This window comes from Herbaspirillum frisingense (assembly GCF_047325095.1).
Lineage (GTDB): Bacteria > Pseudomonadota > Gammaproteobacteria > Burkholderiales > Burkholderiaceae_D > Herbaspirillum > Herbaspirillum frisingense.
Genome location: NZ_CP168558.1, coordinates 1,021,169 through 1,038,983 on the forward strand (window position 1 = coordinate 1,021,169; position 17,815 = coordinate 1,038,983).

A 17,815-nucleotide genomic window follows, 5' to 3' on the forward strand; every position below is an offset into this window, starting at 1 on the left:
GTCTCTTTTTGGTGTCGTGGTCCCGGCGCGGCCTCAGCCGTGGGCGCTGCCGGTCAGGAAGTTCTTGAGCAGGGCGTGGCCGTGCTCGGAAAGGATGGACTCGGGGTGGAATTGCACGCCTTGCAGTTCGAACTGCTTGTGGCGCACGCCCATGATCTCGCCGTCATCGGTCCAGGCGGTCACTTCCAGGCAGTCCGGCAGCGTGGCGCGTTCGATGGCCAGCGAGTGGTAGCGGATCACGGTGTAGGGCGAGGGCAGGTCCTTGAAGACGCCCACGCCGGTATGGGCGATTTTCGATGTCTTGCCATGCATGACCTGCTTGGCGCGCACGATGTTGCCGCCGAAGGCTTCGCCGATGGCCTGGTGGCCGAGGCAGACACCCAGGATGGGCAGCTTGCCCGAGAACTCCTTCAACAGGTCTACGCAGATACCGGCTTCCTTGGGGCTGCAGGGGCCGGGGGAGAGGCAGATGCGCTCGGGATTGAGCTTCTTGATGTCATCGAGCGTGATCTCGTCATTGCGGATGGTCAGCACCTCCTCGCCGAGTTCGCCGAAGTATTGCACCAGGTTGTAGGTGAAGGAGTCGTAGTTGTCGATCATCAGCAGCATTTAGATTTCTCCGTCCAGGCCGTCTTGCACTTGTTCAGCGGCGCGCAGTACGGCGCGCGCCTTGTTTTCGGTTTCTTCCCATTCCATTTCCGGCACCGAGTCGGCCACGATGCCGGCGGCGGCTTGCACGTACAGCGTGCCATCCTTGATGACGCCGGTGCGAATCGCAATGGCCACGTCCATCTCGCCACCGAAGGAGAGATAGCCGCAGGCGCCGCCGTAGATGCCGCGCTTGCTGGGTTCGAGCTCGTCGATGATTTCCATGGCCCGTACCTTGGGGGCGCCCGACAGGGTGCCGGCGGGGAAGGTGGCCTTGAGCACATCCAGGTTGGACATGCCGGGCTTGAGGATGCCTTCGACGTTGGAGACGATGTGCTGTACGTGGGAGTATTTCTCGATGACCATCTGGTCGGTGACCCTGACGCTGCCAGTGGTGGCGATGCGGCCGATGTCGTTGCGGGCCAGGTCGATCAGCATGACGTGCTCGGCGATTTCCTTGGGGTCGGCCAGCAGTTCGCGGGCTAGCTGTTCATCGCGCTCGATGGTGGAGCCGCGCGGTCGGGTGCCAGCCAGGGGGCGGATGGTGATCTTCTTCTGGCCTTCGCCGATGGATTCGTTGCGCACCAGGATTTCCGGCGATGCGCCGACGATCTGCATGTCGCCGAAGTTGTAGAAGTACATGTAGGGCGAGGGGTTCAGCGACCGCAGGGCCCGGTACAGCATCAGCGGCGAATCGACATAGGATTTCTTCAGGCGCTGGCCGATCTGCACCTGCATCAGGTCGCCGGCCATCACGTATTCCTTGGCGCGGGCCACAGCCTTGAGATATTCATCCTTGGGGAATTCGCGGATGGTCTCGGTGCGCACCGAGCCGGTGGTGACCGGCGCATCGGCAGGACGGCGCAGCATGGCGCGCAGGTCCCGCAGGCGTTGGCGGCCGCGGGAGAAGGCTTCCGGTTGGGTAGGGTCGGCGTAGACGATCAGGTAGAGCTTGCCGGAGAGATTGTCGATGACGGCCAGTTCTTCGGTCAGCAGCAGCTGGATGTCGGGCAGGCCCAGGGTGTCGGGCGGGGCGCTGTCTTCCAGGCGCTTTTCGATGTAGCGCACGGCGTCGTAGCCGAAGTAGCCGGCCAGGCCGCCGCAGAAGCGCGGCATGCCGGGGCGGATGGCGACCTTGAAGCGGGACTGGTATTCGGCAATGAACTCCAGCGCATTGCCTTCGGCGGTCTCGATGACGACGTCATTCTTCCGGACCTCGATCTGCTTGCCGCTGCAGCGGATCTTGGTGGAGGCGGGCAGGCCGATGAAGGAGTAGCGGCCGAAGCGCTCGCCACCGACCACCGACTCCAGCAGGAAGGTGTTCTTGCCGGTGTTGTGGCTCTGGGCCAGCTTGAGATAGAGCGTCAGCGGGGTTTCCAGGTCGGCGAAGGCTTCGGCGATCAGGGGGATGCGGTTGTAGCCTTCGGTGGCCAGCGATTTGAATTCGAGTTCGGTCATGTTTCACTCCAGACCGCCATTGTAGGGTACGCGGCGCTGGCCACCGGGCGGCGCGCAGGCGCAATGAGCGCGATGCACACGAAGCACGTGGACAGGTGCGGACTCTCGTCAGCGGTGTCGTTGTTTGAATTGCGGGAAATGCAGGGGATGCGGTACTACAACAAACGACCCGGCGCGCAGGTGCGGCCAGGTCCAGGCGTCAATCACTGAGCCTGGAATTGCCAGCGTCGCCACAGCCAGGCCTCAGGGGCGGCTGTAGTTTGTGCGGTACGTTTGTTGTTGCGAAACATTGATGTGGGGTCGCGGTTCGATCTTTGGTCTATCGACCGGTGGCTGACAGGGTGTCAATCCACCGAGATTTGCTGCGCTGCTTCTACAAGCGTCGAAACTATACCATCCGAATCGACGTCGTGTATAGATTCACCGTGGTTGTATCCATACGGAACATTCAGGACACGGCACCCCGCTGCACGGGCGGCCTGGGCGTCATTGCTGGAGTCGCCGATGGCGACCACCTGGGCCGGGGCCAGGCCGAAATCCTCGCACACCTGCAACAGCGGCATGGGGTCGGGCTTCTTGCGGGGGAAGGAGTCGCCGCCATAGACGATCTCGAAGAAGCCGGAGAGGCCCTTCTTTTCCAGCAGCGGCGCGGCGAATGCCAGCGGCTTGTTGGTCACACAGGCCAGGCGCAGGCCTTTCCCGCGCATGGCCTGCAGGCCTTCGAGCACGCCCGGGTAGAGCGAGGAGTAGTCACCGTTGATGGCCAGGTAGTGCTCGCTATAGGCATCCAGTGCCTGCTGGAAGTATTGCGCTGCCTCGTCTTCGGCATAATCCACGGCCAGTACCCGGCGGATCAGGTTTTCCGTTCCCTTGCCGACGAAGTTGACGATGGTTTCCTGCGACAGGGGCGTCAGGCCCAACTCCGCACGCATGCGGTTGACTGCGACATGGAAGTCGGCTGCGGTGTCCAGCATGGTGCCGTCGAGGTCGATGATGGCGGCTTTGATGTTGGTCAGCTTGCTCATGTGCGCGGGAAACCTCGTGGTCGGTTCGTCAATGGATGGCGGGTTGGGACAAAGGCAGAAGGGGTGGGCTCAGACCTGCGCCAGTTCGGCGCGCATGGCGTCGATCACGGCCTTGTAGTCGGGCTTGCCGAAGATGGCGGAGCCGGCCACGAAAGTGTCGGCGCCGGCACGGGCGGCGGCGGCGATGTTCTCGACCTTGATGCCGCCATCGACTTCCAGGAGGATGTCGCGGCCGGATTCATCGATGCGGCGGCGCACTTCGGCAATCTTCTTCAGCGCTTCGGGAATGAAGGACTGGCCGCCGAAACCGGGGTTCACCGACATGATCAGGACCATGTCCAGCTTGTCCATGACGTGATCCAGATAGTGCAACGGCGTGCCGGGGTTGAACACCAGGCCGGCCTTGCAGCCGTTGTCGCGGATCAGTTGCAGCGAGCGGTCGATGTGTTCGGAGGCTTCCGGGTGGAAGGTGATCAGGTTGGCGCCGGCCTTGGCGAAGTCGGGGATGATGCGGTCCACCGGCTTGACCATCAGGTGCACGTCGATGGGGACCTGTACATGCGGGCGGATCGCTTCGCACACCAGCGGGCCGATGGTCAGGTTGGGCACGTAATGGTTGTCCATCACGTCGAAGTGGATGAAATCGGCGCCGGCGGCGACGACATTGCGCACTTCTTCACCCAGACGGGCGAAATCGGCGGACAGGATGCTGGGGGCGATACGATAGGTCGGCATGGCTGTAAAGAAAGGATGGCTGAATCGACGGCGGCCCCGGCGCTCGGCACGGAGGCGGCAAAGCTGCTATTTTACCCTGTCGCCGGGCGCTGACGCGCTGACGGAACGTTGCGGCTTGCGCTGCGTGACGAATTCGTGTGCAATCGGGGATGGTCGCTGCGAGTTTTCTTCATGCGCGGCCCGACATAACGACAACACAGGAAAAATCCCATGGCAGCGTACGAGTTCACGGTGACGGTCAAGACCCAGTACCTGGAGGAACAATCCGATCCATCGCGTTCGCACTACGTGTTCGCCTATGCGATCACCATCGCCAACGCCGGCACCGTGCCGGCCCAGCTGATCTCGCGCCACTGGGTGATCACCGATGCCAACAACCACGTCGAGGAAGTGCGCGGGCTGGGTGTGGTAGGCCATCAGCCCTTCCTGCAACCGGGCGAACAGTTCGAATACACCAGCGGTACCTCGCTCAAGACGCCGCAGGGCAGCATGCACGGCGAATACTTCTGCGTGGCCGAGGATGGCGAACAGTTCGACGCCCGGATTCCCGAGTTCGTCCTTTCCCTTCCGCGCACGCTGCATTGAAATGAAGGTTTTGGAGCTGGCCAGCGGATTTTTCAGCGCTGGTCGCTGTCTGTCTGCTCTCGTGCCTGCTGCTGCGCCTGCTGTTGCCGGGTGACTGGCCTGCCGTTCTTTTCCTTGCGGCCCGAGAACATGGTCCACCAGACGATGAAGACCAGCAGAAAGAAGGCGGCGCAGGCCTCCAGGATCAACCACAACATGAATTTGTCTCCGATGTCATTGAATCGTTTGAATCGCTTGAATCGTTCCTTCAGCCTGGCCTCGCTCAGGCGCCTCAGTGTACCCGCATTGGCAGTCTCGGTCGCCGTCCTGCTGGCGGCCTGCCAGACCACGCCGCTGACCACGCCGCCGGTGAGCCAGCCGCCGGCCAAGCCGACCGTCCAGCCGGGGCCGGCCATGCGCGCCACCACTTTCTCGCAGCTGCCGGGATGGGGTAATGATGACCTGCGCGAGGCCTGGCCGGCCTTGCAGTCTTCCTGCTCGGTGCTGATCCGCAAGTCGGAGTGGCGCGCCGCCTGTGGTGCAGCCCAACAGGTCAATGCCGGCGACCTGGGCTTCCTGCGCCAGTATTTCGAGACCTATTTCACGCCTTACCAGCTGTTCAACCCCGACGGTACCGATACCGGTCTGGTCACTGGCTATTACGAGCCGCTGCTGCGCGGTTCGCGCCGTCGTGCCGGGCCTTACCAGACGCCGCTGTACCAGGCGCCGGACGACCTGCTGACCATCGACATGGCCAGCGTCTATCCGGAATTGAAGAACCTGCGCCTGCGCGGCAAGGTGGTGGGGCGCAAGGTAGTGCCCTATCCCACCCGCGCCGAGCTGATGCAGGGCAATAATCTGGCTGGGAAGGAGATCGTATGGGTGGATGATCCGGTGGAGGCCTTCTTCCTGCAGGTACAAGGTTCCGGACGGGTCTATCTGCCGGAGTCACGCGAGACCATTCGCCTGGCCTATGCTGACCAGAATGGCCGCCCTTATAAATCCATAGGTCGCTATCTGGTGGACAAGGGAGAGATGGAGCTGTCCCAGGCGTCGGCCCAGAACATCAAGGCCTGGGTCCAGGCAAATCCGGCGCGCAAGGAAGAGTTGCTCAACGCCAATCCCAGCTATGTCTTCTTCAAGGAGGAAAAGCTGCCCGATCCGTCCAAGGGGCCGAAGGGCGCCCAGGGTATCCCGCTGACGCCGCAGCGCTCGATCGCCATCGATCCGCAGCATGTCCCGCTGGGTGCGCCGGTCTTCCTGGCGACCACCCTTCCCAATAGCGATAGGCCGCTGCAGCGCCTGGTGGTGGCACAGGATACCGGCGGTGCCATTCGCGGCGTGGTACGGGCGGACTACTTCTGGGGCTTCGGCGACGAAGCCGAGGACCGCGCGGGCTCGATGAAGCAGCGCGGGATGATGTGGGTGCTGCTGCCTAAGGGGATGAATCCGCCTGGTGGTAATTAAACCTTAGATTTCCTCGCGGCAATAAAAAAGCCTGGTCCGGAGATGGACCAGGCTTTTTCCGTTGAAGGGGCCAGTCAGCGTAGTACCAGCACCGGAATGGTGGAGTGGGCCAGCACCTTCTGGGTCTTGCTGCCGAGGAACATGCGCGAGAGCCCGCTGCGACCGTGCGATGCCATGAAGATGGCGTCGCAGCCATGAAGCTGGGCCGCCTTGATGATTTCCTCATCCGGGTTGAAGGACATCACGATCTCGGTCTGGCATGGCACGCCGGCTGCTGCAGCGGCATCCGAGATTTTCTTGATGTGCTGGTTGGCCAGGGTCTTGACGTTTTCTTCATAGAGGGCGGGATCGATCGCCATCGAGCTCTCGGCCAGTGGAGAGAACGGATACGGTTCTGCGACCGAGATGCCGATGAGACGGGCGCCGCAATGCCTGGCGTAATCCACTGCGGTGGCGATGGCCTTGTCCGAACGTTCGGAGCCGTCGGTGGGCACGAGTATGGTCTTGAACATGGAGGCCTCCTTGTCGATGAAGTTGGGTTCACGCGTGACGTTGGTTAGATGACTCCAATATAGTCTGGTGCCGCCTTGCTCGCATGAAATTATCGGCAGTCATTGCGCCAGGTCGGACTTCCTCATTATTTTTGGCTTATTCTTGCACATCGCCGTACCGGGCTTGTGCCACGTCCGGGCGGTTCCCCCGATTCATCCATAAGAAGGAGACCTACATGAGCTACGAAAACATCCTGGTCGAGACTCACGGCCAGGTTGGCCTGATCCGCCTGAACCGCCCCAAGGCGCTCAACGCACTGAGCGATGCGCTGATGATCGAATTGGGCGAGGCCCTGCTGGCATTCGATGCCCAGGATGAGATCGGATGCGTCGTCGTCACCGGCAGCGAAAAGGCGTTTGCCGCCGGCGCAGATATCAGCGTGATGGCGGGCTATGACTATATGGACGTCTTCAACGGGGAATTCATTACCCGTAACTGGGAAACCGTGCGTCGCATCCGCAAGCCGGTCATTGCAGCGGTGGCCGGCTACGCGCTCGGTGGCGGCTGTGAGCTGGCGATGATGTGCGATTTCATCATCGCCGCCGACAACGCCAAGTTCGGTCAGCCGGAAATCAAGCTGGGCATCATTCCCGGTGCCGGCGGCACGCAGCGTCTGCCACGTGCCGTTTCCAAGGCCAAGGCCATGGACATGGCGCTGACGGCGCGCATGATGGATGCGCAGGAAGCCGAGCGCGCCGGATTGGTGTCGCGCATTGTTCCCGCAGACAAGCTGATGGAGGAGGCGATGGCGGCGGCAGTGGCCATTACCGAAATGCCGCGTCAGGTAGCGATGATGGTGAAGGATTCCGTCAACCGGGCCTTTGAGAGCAGCCTGGCCGACGGCATCCGGTATGAACGCGCACTCTTCTATAGTTGCTTTGCGACGGAAGACCAGAAGGAGGGCATGAAAGCCTTCCTGGAAAAGCGGCCGGCAGTCTTCAAGAATGCCTGAATAGATAAGATGAAAAATGGCCGCCCGCCAGGGCGGCCATTCTTGTTTGTAGGGTTTCTGTTTTCAGATTTTGAGCTCAAAGCTATGCCGGGCAAGGGTTTGCGTGGCATCGACCATTCCGGCTTCCCGGCTTGGCTAAATTATTTTCGAATATTTTTCAAAAAGTGCTTGCGTGGTGTGGGGGGCGTTGCTATAGTTCGCCCCCTGCTGACGCGACACACGAAGCGAAGTTGAAAAACAGAGCGACGAAGGTGGGCGAAGCAGGTGAGTAGTGAAGCAGTTTGAAGGGCGTTTTAAATGGGAGTAGTCGAGCGGTAGTAAAAGCGAAGACGAAAAAATTTAAAACGAATCGCAAAAAAGTAGTTGACGCGATGAACTAACTGCTAGATAATCTCATTTCTCTGCTGCTGACGAACAAAACGATTCGCAGCGATGCAAGCAGCGCAAGGCGCATTTGATGCAGATGATCTTTAAAAATTAACAGCCGATAAGCGTGGGCGTTTAATGAAGTGCGACAGAACTTCGGTTCTGGAAACTTTAAATATTAAATGCTCACAAAAAATATAGGTAAGATCGCAAGAAATTACCTGTCAGTATTTTGAGAGAGCGATGCCCTTCGGGGTAGCCAGAAATGGCACAAAACAGAGATTAAACTAAAGAGTTTGATCCTGGCTCAGATTGAACGCTGGCGGCATGCCTTACACATGCAAGTCGAACGGCAGCATAGGAGCTTGCTCCTGATGGCGAGTGGCGAACGGGTGAGTAATATATCGGAACGTGCCCTAGAGTGGGGGATAACTAGTCGAAAGACTAGCTAATACCGCATACGATCTACGGATGAAAGTGGGGGATCGCAAGACCTCATGCTCCTGGAGCGGCCGATATCTGATTAGCTAGTTGGTGGGGTAAAAGCTCACCAAGGCGACGATCAGTAGCTGGTCTGAGAGGACGACCAGCCACACTGGGACTGAGACACGGCCCAGACTCCTACGGGAGGCAGCAGTGGGGAATTTTGGACAATGGGGGCAACCCTGATCCAGCAATGCCGCGTGAGTGAAGAAGGCCTTCGGGTTGTAAAGCTCTTTTGTCAGGGAAGAAACGGTTCTGGATAATACCTGGGACTAATGACGGTACCTGAAGAATAAGCACCGGCTAACTACGTGCCAGCAGCCGCGGTAATACGTAGGGTGCAAGCGTTAATCGGAATTACTGGGCGTAAAGCGTGCGCAGGCGGTTGTGTAAGTCAGATGTGAAATCCCCGGGCTCAACCTGGGAATTGCATTTGAGACTGCACGGCTAGAGTGTGTCAGAGGGGGGTAGAATTCCACGTGTAGCAGTGAAATGCGTAGATATGTGGAGGAATACCGATGGCGAAGGCAGCCCCCTGGGATAACACTGACGCTCATGCACGAAAGCGTGGGGAGCAAACAGGATTAGATACCCTGGTAGTCCACGCCCTAAACGATGTCTACTAGTTGTCGGGTCTTAATTGACTTGGTAACGCAGCTAACGCGTGAAGTAGACCGCCTGGGGAGTACGGTCGCAAGATTAAAACTCAAAGGAATTGACGGGGACCCGCACAAGCGGTGGATGATGTGGATTAATTCGATGCAACGCGAAAAACCTTACCTACCCTTGACATGGATGGAATCCCGAAGAGATTTGGGAGTGCTCGAAAGAGAACCATCACACAGGTGCTGCATGGCTGTCGTCAGCTCGTGTCGTGAGATGTTGGGTTAAGTCCCGCAACGAGCGCAACCCTTGTCATTAGTTGCTACGAAAGGGCACTCTAATGAGACTGCCGGTGACAAACCGGAGGAAGGTGGGGATGACGTCAAGTCCTCATGGCCCTTATGGGTAGGGCTTCACACGTCATACAATGGTACATACAGAGGGCCGCCAACCCGCGAGGGGGAGCTAATCCCAGAAAGTGTATCGTAGTCCGGATTGGAGTCTGCAACTCGACTCCATGAAGTTGGAATCGCTAGTAATCGCGGATCAGCATGTCGCGGTGAATACGTTCCCGGGTCTTGTACACACCGCCCGTCACACCATGGGAGCGGGTTTTACCAGAAGTGGGTAGCCTAACCGCAAGGAGGGCGCTCACCACGGTAGGATTCGTGACTGGGGTGAAGTCGTAACAAGGTAGCCGTATCGGAAGGTGCGGCTGGATCACCTCCTTTCTAGAGTGCGCACGAAGTTAAGCGTCCACACTTATCGGCTGTAATTCAAAGAACAGTTATTTGGTGAAGCGCGGTCTGTGACACAAGGTCATCGACTGGCTACTGATACTGATCCAAGCGGGTCTGTAGCTCAGCTGGTTAGAGCACCGTGTTGATAACGCGGGGGTCGTTGGTTCGAGCCCAACCAGACCCACCAAGGTTTCGGGGGTTTAGCTCAGCTGGGAGAGCACCTGCTTTGCAAGCAGGGGGTCGTCGGTTCGATCCCGTCAACCTCCACCAAGAAATGTCAAACCTAAGTCAGCGTTGAGCGTATGGCGTAGTGATTTAGGTTTGATCTTTTACGATCAATGGCTGTTTTTGTTCTTTAACAATCTGGAAGAAGTAAAGATTCATTTAAACGATCGCCAGGACTTCGGTTCTTGCGAAAGTAAAAATGGGTGTGATTGTATCAATCAAAGTATTACGAAGTGATCTTAGCAATTAGAAGACTTACTTTGGAATACGGCAAACGCTAAAACTCAACGCTTCTTTATAACGCTCTTGCAAAAGAGGCTAACGTTATAGGAACAAGCGAATAAGTGCACATGGTGGATGCCTTGGCGATTACAGGCGATGAAGGACGTAGTAGCTTGCGATAAGCTGCGGGGAGCTGGCAAACAAGCTTTGATCCGCAGATTTCCGAATGGGGAAACCCGGCCGTAAGGTCATCGTTATCTGAATACATAGGGTAACGAAGCGAACGTGGCGAACTGAAACATCTAAGTAGCTACAGGAAAAGAAATCAACCGAGATTCCCAAAGTAGTGGCGAGCGAAATGGGATCAGCCTGCAAGATTTAGCATCAACGATAGCAAAACGGAATGGAAAGTCCGGCCATAGTGGGTGATAGCCCCGTATGCGAAATCGATGGTGTGGAACTAGGCTTGCGACAAGTAGGGCGGGACACGTGAAATCCTGTCTGAACATGGGGGGACCATCCTCCAAGGCTAAATACTCGTAATCGACCGATAGTGAACCAGTACCGTGAGGGAAAGGCGAAAAGAACCCCGGAAGGGGAGTGAAATAGATCCTGAAACCGTGTGCATACAAACAGTAGGAGCCTCGAAAGGGGTGACTGCGTACCTTTTGTATAATGGGTCAGCGACTTACATTCAGTGGCAAGCTTAACCGAATAGGGAAGGCGTAGAGAAATCGAGTCCGAATAGGGCGTTCAGTCGCTGGGTGTAGACCCGAAACCAAGTGATCTATCCATGGCCAGGTTGAAGGTGCGGTAACACGCACTGGAGGACCGAACCCACTAATGTTGAAAAATTAGGGGATGAGCTGTGGATAGGGGTGAAAGGCTAAACAAACTTGGAAATAGCTGGTTCTCTCCGAAAACTATTTAGGTAGTGCCTCAAGTATCACCATCGGGGGTAGAGCACTGTTATGGCTAGGGGGTCATCGCGACTTACCAAACCATTGCAAACTCCGAATACCGATGAGTGCGAGCTTGGGAGACAGACGCCGGGTGCTAACGTCCGACGTCAAGAGGGAAACAACCCAGACCGCCAGCTAAGGTCCCAAAGATTGGCTAAGTGGAAAACGAAGTGGGAAGGCTAAAACAGTCAGGAGGTTGGCTTAGAAGCAGCCATCCTTTAAAGAAAGCGTAATAGCTCACTGATCGAGTCGTCCTGCGCGGAAGATGTAACGGGGCTAAGCCAGTCACCGAAGCTGCGGATATCCGTAAGGATATGGTAGGAGAGCGTTCTGTAAGCCTGTGAAGGTGTCTTGTAAAGGATGCTGGAGGTATCAGAAGTGCGAATGCTGACATGAGTAGCGATAATGCGGGTGAAAAGCCCGCACGCCGTAAGCCCAAGGTTTCCTGTTCAACGTTCATCGGAGCAGGGTGAGTCGGCCCCTAAGGCGAGGCAGAGATGCGTAGCTGATGGGAAGCAGGTTAATATTCCTGCACCGTCGTTAGATGCGATGGGGGGACGGATCGCGGAAGGTTGTCCGGGTGTTGGAAGTCCCGGTTCTTGTATCGAAGAAGGCTGTTAGGCAAATCCGGCAGCGTAATTCAAGGGTATGAGACGAGCGAACTTGTTCGCGAAGCAATCGGAAGTGGTTCCAAGAAAAGCCTCTAAGCTTCAGTCTAACGAGACCGTACCGCAAACCGACACAGGTGGGCGAGATGAGTATTCTAAGGCGCTTGAGAGAACTCGGGAGAAGGAACTCGGCAAATTGGTACCGTAACTTCGGGATAAGGTACGCCCAAGTAGTTTGACTGGCCTGCGCCAGAAGGACAAAAGGGTTGCAATAAAATGGTGGCTGCGACTGTTTAATAAAAACACAGCACTCTGCAAACACGAAAGTGGACGTATAGGGTGTGACGCCTGCCCGGTGCTGGAAGATTAAATGATGGGGTGCAAGCTCTTGATTGAAGTCCCAGTAAACGGCGGCCGTAACTATAACGGTCCTAAGGTAGCGAAATTCCTTGTCGGGTAAGTTCCGACCTGCACGAATGGCGTAACGATGGCCACACTGTCTCCTCCCGAGACTCAGCGAAGTTGAAATGTTTGTGATGATGCAATCTACCCGCGGCTAGACGGAAAGACCCCATGAACCTTTACTGTAGCTTTGCATTGGACTTTGAACCAATCTGTGTAGGATAGGTGGGAGGCTTTGAAGCAGGAACGCTAGTTTCTGTGGAGCCAACCTTGAAATACCACCCTGGTTTGTTTGAGGTTCTAACCTTGGTCCGTTATCCGGATCGGGGACAGTGCATGGTAGGCAGTTTGACTGGGGCGGTCTCCTCCCAAAGTGTAACGGAGGAGTTCGAAGGTACGCTAGGTACGGTCGGACATCGTGCTAATAGTGCAATGGCATAAGCGTGCTTAACTGCGAGACTGACAAGTCGAGCAGGTACGAAAGTAGGACATAGTGATCCGGTGGTTCTGTATGGAAGGGCCATCGCTCAACGGATAAAAGGTACTCTGGGGATAACAGGCTGATTCCTCCCAAGAGTTCATATCGACGGGGGAGTTTGGCACCTCGATGTCGGCTCATCACATCCTGGGGCTGTAGCCGGTCCCAAGGGTATGGCTGTTCGCCATTTAAAGTGGTACGTGAGCTGGGTTTAAAACGTCGTGAGACAGTTTGGTCCCTATCTGCCGTGGGCGTTGGAAGTTTGAAGGGGGCTGCTCCTAGTACGAGAGGACCGGAGTGGACGAACCTCTGGTGTATCGGTTGTCACGCCAGTGGCATTGCCGAGTAGCTAAGTTCGGAAGAGATAACCGCTGAAAGCATCTAAGCGGGAAACTCGCCTTGAGATGAGACTTCCCGGGAACTAGATTCCCCTAAAGGGTCGTTCGAGACCAGGACGTTGATAGGTCAGGTGTGGAAGCGCAGTAATGCGTTAAGCTAACTGATACTAATTGCCCGTGCGGCTTGTTCCTATAACATTAGCTCTGTTATAGACGAGTTGAGCATATATTGTGTTTGCCCTAGTGCATCACACCCCAGAATCTAATTACTTCTTCCAGTTTGAGTTGCTTGCTGCTCCCTTCGAGAGCAAGGAACTATACAAGTTATGCCTGATGACTATAGCAAGTTGGTACCACCCCTTCCCATCCCGAACAGGACCGTGAAACGACTTCGCGCCGATGATAGTGCTGCAACCAGTGTGAAAGTAGGTCATCGTCAGGCTTGTTACTCCCAAGAACCCTCGTTACGAAAGTAGCGAGGGTTTTTGCTTTTGGGCGGCAAAAACATGCACCCATCCCACCCGGCGGCATACAACTCAACAGGTCCGCGTTGATTAGCATCGCGCTCCTGCTCTCATTAGGCTGACCTCGACTTGGGGGGGCAGTGACGCGGATAGCAGAGCTGGTAAGGCGCTCACTCCGCCGCTCCCTCCTGAACAGCGAGAGCCGTTCCTACGGGCTGCACGTCATCACTTCTGATGAGCATGAATTGCAGCTGAAATATCGCCCATTGAACCGGCCGGACGAAAGCGCCCAGGTGATACACAACCCCTTGATTGGATATCTTGTCCACCGCCCATCGCGTTGAAAGTCCGACGCATCGATGGCACGACATCAACTTGAAAACTTAGTATTCGGGGAACAAACAAGGCGCAAAGTAGCGTCCAGTGTGGCCTCAATAATTAGACAACTTAGTTTATGCACAGAGTGGCCTTCGAGTTTGCGCAGGACTTATCTTATCCACAGCCCCGAGACACTCCCTAGACACCCATCACTGATGACTTGATCAAGCAACATCCGAACGAGCACTAACGAGCACTGAGTGACCTCACCCAGGCACCCAACCCTCGAAACCACTAGACAATAAAAAAGCCGGCAATGCCGGCTTTTTAATGAAGCAGTGCTGATGCAGTATCAGAACTTGTAAGCGACACGTGCCACAGCGAAGTTCACGCCGCCGTTGGGCTGCTTGATGCCACCGTTGGAGAAGTGCTGCAGGCGGATGCCCAGGTCCAGGCCATTGCTGAACACATAGCCGGCACCGATGTGGTCGCCGAACTGGAAAGCGGTGGACAGCACCTTGTCGTTATTGCGATACAGCTTGGAGAACAGGTGCACGCCGATACCTGCTTCGCCGTAGAAACCCTTGCCATCATCACGCTGGAAGCGCAGCACCGGGGTCAGGCCCAGGTCGACCAGATTGCCGCTGTCGTTGGTGTTGTTGTAGTGGTTCATGCGCCAGTTGGCCAGCGACAGATCCCAGTAGCCACCGATGTGGGTGCCGTTCGATTGCCAGAAATTCCAGTTCGGGCCCCAGTTGAACTGCGCGCCCAGGCGCACCAGCTGCGTGCTATTGCCGGTACCGTATTCAACCGACACGCCGTCGATGGCGTAGCTCGGGGACTGGATGGCGAAAGCGGCGACGCCGGCAAATGCGATCTTGGCAACCAGGCTCTTCAATTTAGTCATGGATATTCTTTCAGCGCGTAAATAGTTTTGAAGGATCTTTGCGAGGATTCAGCGCAGACCGTGCAGTCCGCGATAACGCGCTATTCTCTCATAATCATCACAAAAGCATACTCGTGTGTCTGTTTTTGGCGCCTCTACGCCACATCCGCGCGCGGCCTCAGGGGCGATAGCTGTATTCCAGCCGTCCCGGCACGGCAACCCGGATCGCCAGCACGTGGCCGGAGAACGGGTACTGCGCCAGCTCTGCCTCGCTACGCCCATTGCGCCCGGTGGTAATGAACAGCGTGCGCAGATCAGGGCCGCCCAGGGCCACCATGGTCGGGCAACGTGCGGGCAGGCGAATTTCCTGCAATATCTCGCCCTGCGGCGACAGCCTCAACACCCGTCCGCCTTCGAACATCGCGCACCAGTACGCTCCTTCGCTATCCACCGCAGCGCCATCCGGACGGCCGCCGTAATCGGGCGCAGTCTTGTCGCTGTCGAACTGGCGAAGCAGGCGGCAGTTGCTGGTTTGCCCGGTGGCCAGGTCGTAGTCGTAGACATTGATCCGATGCGCCGGCGTGTTGGAGTGATACATCAGGCGCTGGTCCGGACTGAAGGCCACGCCATTGGACGTCGTCACGGCATGATGCGCATCGCGCAGGGCGTTGCGTTCGAAACAGTAGAGCGTGCCGGCCTCCCGATCGCGGGGCTCGTAAATGGTGCCGCACCAGAAACGACCGGCGGCATCGCAGCGGCCGTCGTTGAAGCGAATCCGACCGGTGTCATACGGAGCAGCCAGCATGGCCGACAAGGCGCCATTGCCGGTATTGAGATGAAACATGCCAGTACGCAGAGCCACCACCAGGCCGCCCTGGGCGTGTTTGACTATGCTCCCGGGTTCTTCCGGCATGTCCCAGCGCTGGTGTTGCTGGGTATCGAGCACCAGTCGGTGAACCGACTTGCCAGGGATATCGATCCAGTACAGCGCACCTTCCTCCGCATGCCATAAGGGCGATTCTCCCAGCAACATGGGCTCGGGTGAAATCGCGGTAATGCTGTCGGCAGAGAAATTGAAGGGCACTGGAGGCATGGGCGTACTAGTTCACAGGAATAAGGGAGGCCTCATTATGCCCCTGTGCTGCAGTTTGATAAACCTGATCAGCAAACCTCCTCTGTCACTCGCCCTGGAAAGCAGAACGGCATGCTTTACGCATGCCGCTATCCATTCGCCGTCCGTTGCCCGCCAATGGCGCCGGGGGTCTGAAGAAAAAGTACTTCAGGCCCCCGGCCTCATTTATCGCGAGTGAATCAGTTGGACCAGCCACCATCTATCATGTGGATCGAGCCGGTCGTGAAATTGGACTCATCCGAGGCCAGATACAAGGCCAGCGCCGCCACTTCTTCCGCCTTGCCGATACGTCCCATGGGCTGACGTGCCACGAAGGCTGCGCGTACCTCGTCCTCGCTCTTGCCGGTCTCCTTGGCCTGCGTGCTGATACGCTGGTTCAGGGAGGGTGATTCGATGGTGCCTGGGCAGATCGCGTTGCAGCGCACGCCCTGTGCGACGAAGTCCGCCGCGACCGACTTCGTCAGACCGACGACCGCTGCCTTGGATGCGCCATAGGCGAAGCGGTTGGCAACACCCTTCACGCTCGACGCCGCCGAGGCGATGTTGACGATCGAGCCTGCCTTCTTGGCCAGCATTCCCGGCAGCACCGCACGGATGGTGTGGAACATGGCCTTGGCATTGAGGTTGAAGGAAAAATCCCAGGCCTTGTCGTCGCATTCCAGGATATTGCCCGCCGCCACATAGCCGGCGCAGTTGAACAGTACGTCGATGGTGCCGACTTCGGCCACCAGTGCCTTGATGGCGGCATCATCGGTCACGTCCAGAATACGCGTCTCCACGCCGGCGATACCGTTGAGTGCATCGAGGTGCTGCTTGCTGATGTCGGTGGCGATCACGCGTGCACCCTCGCGGGCAAACAGCTCGGTGGAAGCGCGGCCGATGCCTTGCGCAGCGGCGGTGATGAGGACGGTCTTGCCGGCGAGGCGGCCAGTGGATGCGGACATGCTTGTTCCTTTGCGTTTAAATGAGTTTGCGATTGGCCAGGTTCTTGAACAGCGCCGTCAGGCCGAAGGTCCACGGTGCGGTCTGGTCGCTGAAGTTGATCGTGTTCACCAGCGCGCCCAACGTGGGGGTCGAGATCGTCACGATGTCGGCGACCTGGTGGGTAAAGCCCTGACCGGGACCGAAGCGATCCTGGGTCGGCGCGAACATGGTCCCCAGGAACAGCACCAGGCCATCCGGATACTGGTGATTGGGGCCGATCGCATGTTCCACCAGCTGCAGCGGATCACGGCTGATCATGGACATCGAACTGCTGCCCTTGAGCGTAAAGCCTTCGGTACCATCGACACGCATTGTAAGTTCGGCGCGACGCACATCGTCAATTGAAAAGTTTGCGTCGAACAGACGAATGAAAGGCCCCACCGCGCAGGACGCATTGTTGTCCTTGGCCTTGCCCAGAAGCAGGGCGCTGCGGCCTTCGAAATCGCGCAGGTTGACGTCGTTGCCCAGGGTCGCACCGACCACCTTGCCACGGCTGTTGATGGCCAGCACGATTTCCGGTTCCGGATTGTTCCAGGCCGATTTCGGGTGGATACCGACCTCGTCGCCCAGCCCCACCGACGACATCGGCTGGGCCTTGGTGAAGATCTCCGCATCCGGGCCGATGCCCACTTCCAGGTATTGCGACCACACGCCTTGCTCCAGCAGCACTTCCTTCAGGCGTGCCGCTTCGGGCGAGCCCGGCACGACGCTGGAGAGGTTGTCGCCAATCACCGCCGTGATGGCCTTGCGCACCGACTCTGCCTTGCCGGCGTCGCCGCGTGCCTGTTCCTCGATCACGCGCTCCAGCATGCTGGCCACGAAGGTCACGCCGCTGGCCTTGACGGCCTGCAGATCGATGGGTGCCAGCAACCACGGGCGCGAGGTATCGCGACGACCTGCATCGGCATTGTCCAGCAGTTCCTGCAAGCTGGCGATGCGGGTCATGTTGCTGGCGGCGCGTACGGCCGCAGCAGGATCGTCCAGCTCCAGCAGTTCGCTGGAGGTGGCCGCAATCAGGGTCAGGTCATAGGCGCCTTCGGCGTCGATCTTCACCAGCACCGGGCCGACGCCCGGTTGCCAGACACGGCCGATCAGCGTGGCCTGGGCGTGGTCTTCAGGCAGGTGTGCCTGGAGCGAAAAGGTATGTGCCATGTTCTTGTTTCCTTATGTTGGAGGCTGGCCCGGACTACACGGGAAGCGGGT

Annotated in this window: 13 protein-coding genes, 2 tRNA genes and 3 rRNA genes; 8 read left to right on the plus strand and 10 right to left on the minus strand. The window is 57.7% G+C overall.

Going from position 1 to position 17,815, the window contains the following annotated elements; genetic code table 11:
• Positions 1 to 33: 33 nt before the first annotated feature.
• From ACEOAC_RS04745 to rpe, 4 genes are all read right to left on the minus strand, one after another.
• A complete protein-coding gene (locus ACEOAC_RS04745) occupies positions 34 to 609 on the minus strand; it encodes an aminodeoxychorismate/anthranilate synthase component II (protein WP_077235926.1) in 576 nt (191 codons plus the stop codon).
• A complete protein-coding gene (gene trpE, locus ACEOAC_RS04750) occupies positions 610 to 2,106 on the minus strand; it encodes an anthranilate synthase component I (RefSeq protein ID WP_413444239.1) in 1,497 nt (498 codons plus the stop codon).
• 344 nt (positions 2,107 to 2,450) lie between these two features.
• Positions 2,451 to 3,131, minus strand: coding sequence for a phosphoglycolate phosphatase (locus ACEOAC_RS04755; protein ID WP_413444240.1), 681 nt, complete (start codon positions 3,129 to 3,131; stop codon positions 2,451 to 2,453).
• Positions 3,132 to 3,200: 69 nt separating this feature from the next.
• Positions 3,201 to 3,866, minus strand: coding sequence for a ribulose-phosphate 3-epimerase (rpe, locus tag ACEOAC_RS04760; protein WP_006465098.1), 666 nt, complete (start codon positions 3,864 to 3,866; stop codon positions 3,201 to 3,203).
• 210 nt (positions 3,867 to 4,076) lie between these two features.
• Between rpe and apaG the strand changes: the two genes are divergently transcribed.
• Positions 4,077 to 4,451: a Co2+/Mg2+ efflux protein ApaG gene (gene apaG / locus ACEOAC_RS04765; protein ID WP_413444241.1), complete on the plus strand. Its 375-nt coding sequence runs from the start codon at positions 4,077 to 4,079 to the stop codon at positions 4,449 to 4,451.
• 32 nt (positions 4,452 to 4,483) lie between these two features.
• Here the strand turns inward: apaG and ACEOAC_RS04770 are convergent, their stop codons facing one another.
• Entirely contained in the window at positions 4,484 to 4,648 is a 165-nt protein-coding gene (locus ACEOAC_RS04770) for a hypothetical protein (RefSeq protein ID WP_166758470.1), read from the minus strand.
• On the opposite strand from ACEOAC_RS04770, the gene ACEOAC_RS04775 reads away from it, so the two are divergent.
• On the plus strand, positions 4,647 to 5,897 hold the full coding sequence (locus ACEOAC_RS04775) for a murein transglycosylase A (protein ID WP_413444242.1): 1,251 nt from the start codon (positions 4,647 to 4,649) through the stop codon (positions 5,895 to 5,897). The genes ACEOAC_RS04770 and ACEOAC_RS04775 overlap by 2 nt on opposite strands.
• A 74-nt stretch (positions 5,898 to 5,971) precedes the next feature.
• Here ACEOAC_RS04775 and ACEOAC_RS04780 read toward each other — a convergent pair whose 3' ends face one another.
• Positions 5,972 to 6,409, minus strand: coding sequence for a universal stress protein (locus tag ACEOAC_RS04780; protein ID WP_006465094.1), 438 nt, complete (start codon positions 6,407 to 6,409; stop codon positions 5,972 to 5,974).
• A 215-nt stretch (positions 6,410 to 6,624) separates the two neighbouring features.
• On the opposite strand from ACEOAC_RS04780, the gene ACEOAC_RS04785 reads away from it, so the two are divergent.
• The 6 genes from ACEOAC_RS04785 to rrf all read left to right on the plus strand — a co-directional run bounded on the left by ACEOAC_RS04785 (position 6,625) and on the right by rrf (position 13,270).
• The gene (locus ACEOAC_RS04785; protein ID WP_413444243.1) at positions 6,625 to 7,401 is read left to right on the plus strand and encodes an enoyl-CoA hydratase; all 777 of its coding nucleotides are present in this window, start codon (positions 6,625 to 6,627) and stop codon (positions 7,399 to 7,401) included.
• Between the two features lie 650 nt (positions 7,402 to 8,051).
• Positions 8,052 to 9,584: ribosomal RNA gene (locus ACEOAC_RS04790) — 16S ribosomal RNA — on the plus strand.
• A gap of 119 nt (positions 9,585 to 9,703) precedes the next feature.
• Positions 9,704 to 9,780: transfer RNA gene (locus ACEOAC_RS04795), tRNA-Ile, on the plus strand.
• A 7-nt stretch (positions 9,781 to 9,787) separates the two neighbouring features.
• Positions 9,788 to 9,863, plus strand: a tRNA-Ala gene (locus ACEOAC_RS04800).
• A 285-nt stretch (positions 9,864 to 10,148) separates the two neighbouring features.
• Positions 10,149 to 13,020, plus strand: a 23S ribosomal RNA gene (locus ACEOAC_RS04805).
• A gap of 137 nt (positions 13,021 to 13,157) precedes the next feature.
• Positions 13,158 to 13,270, plus strand: a 5S ribosomal RNA gene (rrf, locus tag ACEOAC_RS04810).
• The 16S, 23S and 5S rRNA genes sit together here with 2 tRNA genes alongside, the layout of an rRNA operon.
• A gap of 692 nt (positions 13,271 to 13,962) precedes the next feature.
• Here the strand turns inward: rrf and ACEOAC_RS04815 are convergent.
• The 4 genes from ACEOAC_RS04815 to ACEOAC_RS04830 form a co-directional block, all read right to left on the minus strand.
• Positions 13,963 to 14,517 carry an acyloxyacyl hydrolase gene (locus ACEOAC_RS04815; RefSeq protein WP_413444828.1) on the minus strand — a complete coding sequence of 185 codons (555 nt, stop codon included), beginning with the start codon at positions 14,515 to 14,517 and terminating at the stop codon, positions 13,963 to 13,965.
• A 157-nt stretch (positions 14,518 to 14,674) separates the two neighbouring features.
• Positions 14,675 to 15,589 (minus strand): SMP-30/gluconolactonase/LRE family protein, encoded by a 915-nt coding sequence (locus tag ACEOAC_RS04820; protein WP_413444829.1) that lies wholly within the window; start codon positions 15,587 to 15,589, stop codon positions 14,675 to 14,677.
• Between the two features lie 218 nt (positions 15,590 to 15,807).
• The gene (locus ACEOAC_RS04825; RefSeq protein ID WP_006461932.1) at positions 15,808 to 16,572 is read right to left on the minus strand and encodes an SDR family oxidoreductase; all 765 of its coding nucleotides are present in this window, start codon (positions 16,570 to 16,572) and stop codon (positions 15,808 to 15,810) included.
• Positions 16,573 to 16,588: 16 nt separating this feature from the next.
• Positions 16,589 to 17,764 (minus strand): fumarylacetoacetate hydrolase family protein, encoded by a 1,176-nt coding sequence (locus ACEOAC_RS04830; RefSeq protein ID WP_413444830.1) that lies wholly within the window; start codon positions 17,762 to 17,764, stop codon positions 16,589 to 16,591.
• Between the last annotated feature and the right edge of the window lie 51 nt (positions 17,765 to 17,815).

Coding starts and splice junctions, on each gene's coding strand:
- ACEOAC_RS04745 (WP_077235926.1), bottom strand. CDS start 609: ATGCTGCTGATGATCGACAACTACGACTCCTTCACCTACAACCTGGTG.
- trpE (WP_413444239.1), bottom strand. CDS start 2,106: ATGACCGAACTCGAATTCAAATCGCTGGCCACCGAAGGCTACAACCGC.
- ACEOAC_RS04755 (WP_413444240.1), bottom strand. CDS start 3,131: ATGAGCAAGCTGACCAACATCAAAGCCGCCATCATCGACCTCGACGGC.
- rpe (WP_006465098.1), bottom strand. CDS start 3,866: ATGCCGACCTATCGTATCGCCCCCAGCATCCTGTCCGCCGATTTCGCC.
- apaG (WP_413444241.1), top strand. CDS start 4,077: ATGGCAGCGTACGAGTTCACGGTGACGGTCAAGACCCAGTACCTGGAG.
- ACEOAC_RS04775 (WP_413444242.1), top strand. CDS start 4,647: ATGAATTTGTCTCCGATGTCATTGAATCGTTTGAATCGCTTGAATCGT.
- ACEOAC_RS04770 (WP_166758470.1), bottom strand. CDS start 4,648: ATGTTGTGGTTGATCCTGGAGGCCTGCGCCGCCTTCTTTCTGCTGGTC.
- ACEOAC_RS04780 (WP_006465094.1), bottom strand. CDS start 6,409: ATGTTCAAGACCATACTCGTGCCCACCGACGGCTCCGAACGTTCGGAC.
- ACEOAC_RS04785 (WP_413444243.1), top strand. CDS start 6,625: ATGAGCTACGAAAACATCCTGGTCGAGACTCACGGCCAGGTTGGCCTG.
- ACEOAC_RS04815 (WP_413444828.1), bottom strand. CDS start 14,517: ATGACTAAATTGAAGAGCCTGGTTGCCAAGATCGCATTTGCCGGCGTC.
- ACEOAC_RS04820 (WP_413444829.1), bottom strand. CDS start 15,589: ATGCCTCCAGTGCCCTTCAATTTCTCTGCCGACAGCATTACCGCGATT.
- ACEOAC_RS04825 (WP_006461932.1), bottom strand. CDS start 16,572: ATGTCCGCATCCACTGGCCGCCTCGCCGGCAAGACCGTCCTCATCACC.
- ACEOAC_RS04830 (WP_413444830.1), bottom strand. CDS start 17,764: ATGGCACATACCTTTTCGCTCCAGGCACACCTGCCTGAAGACCACGCC.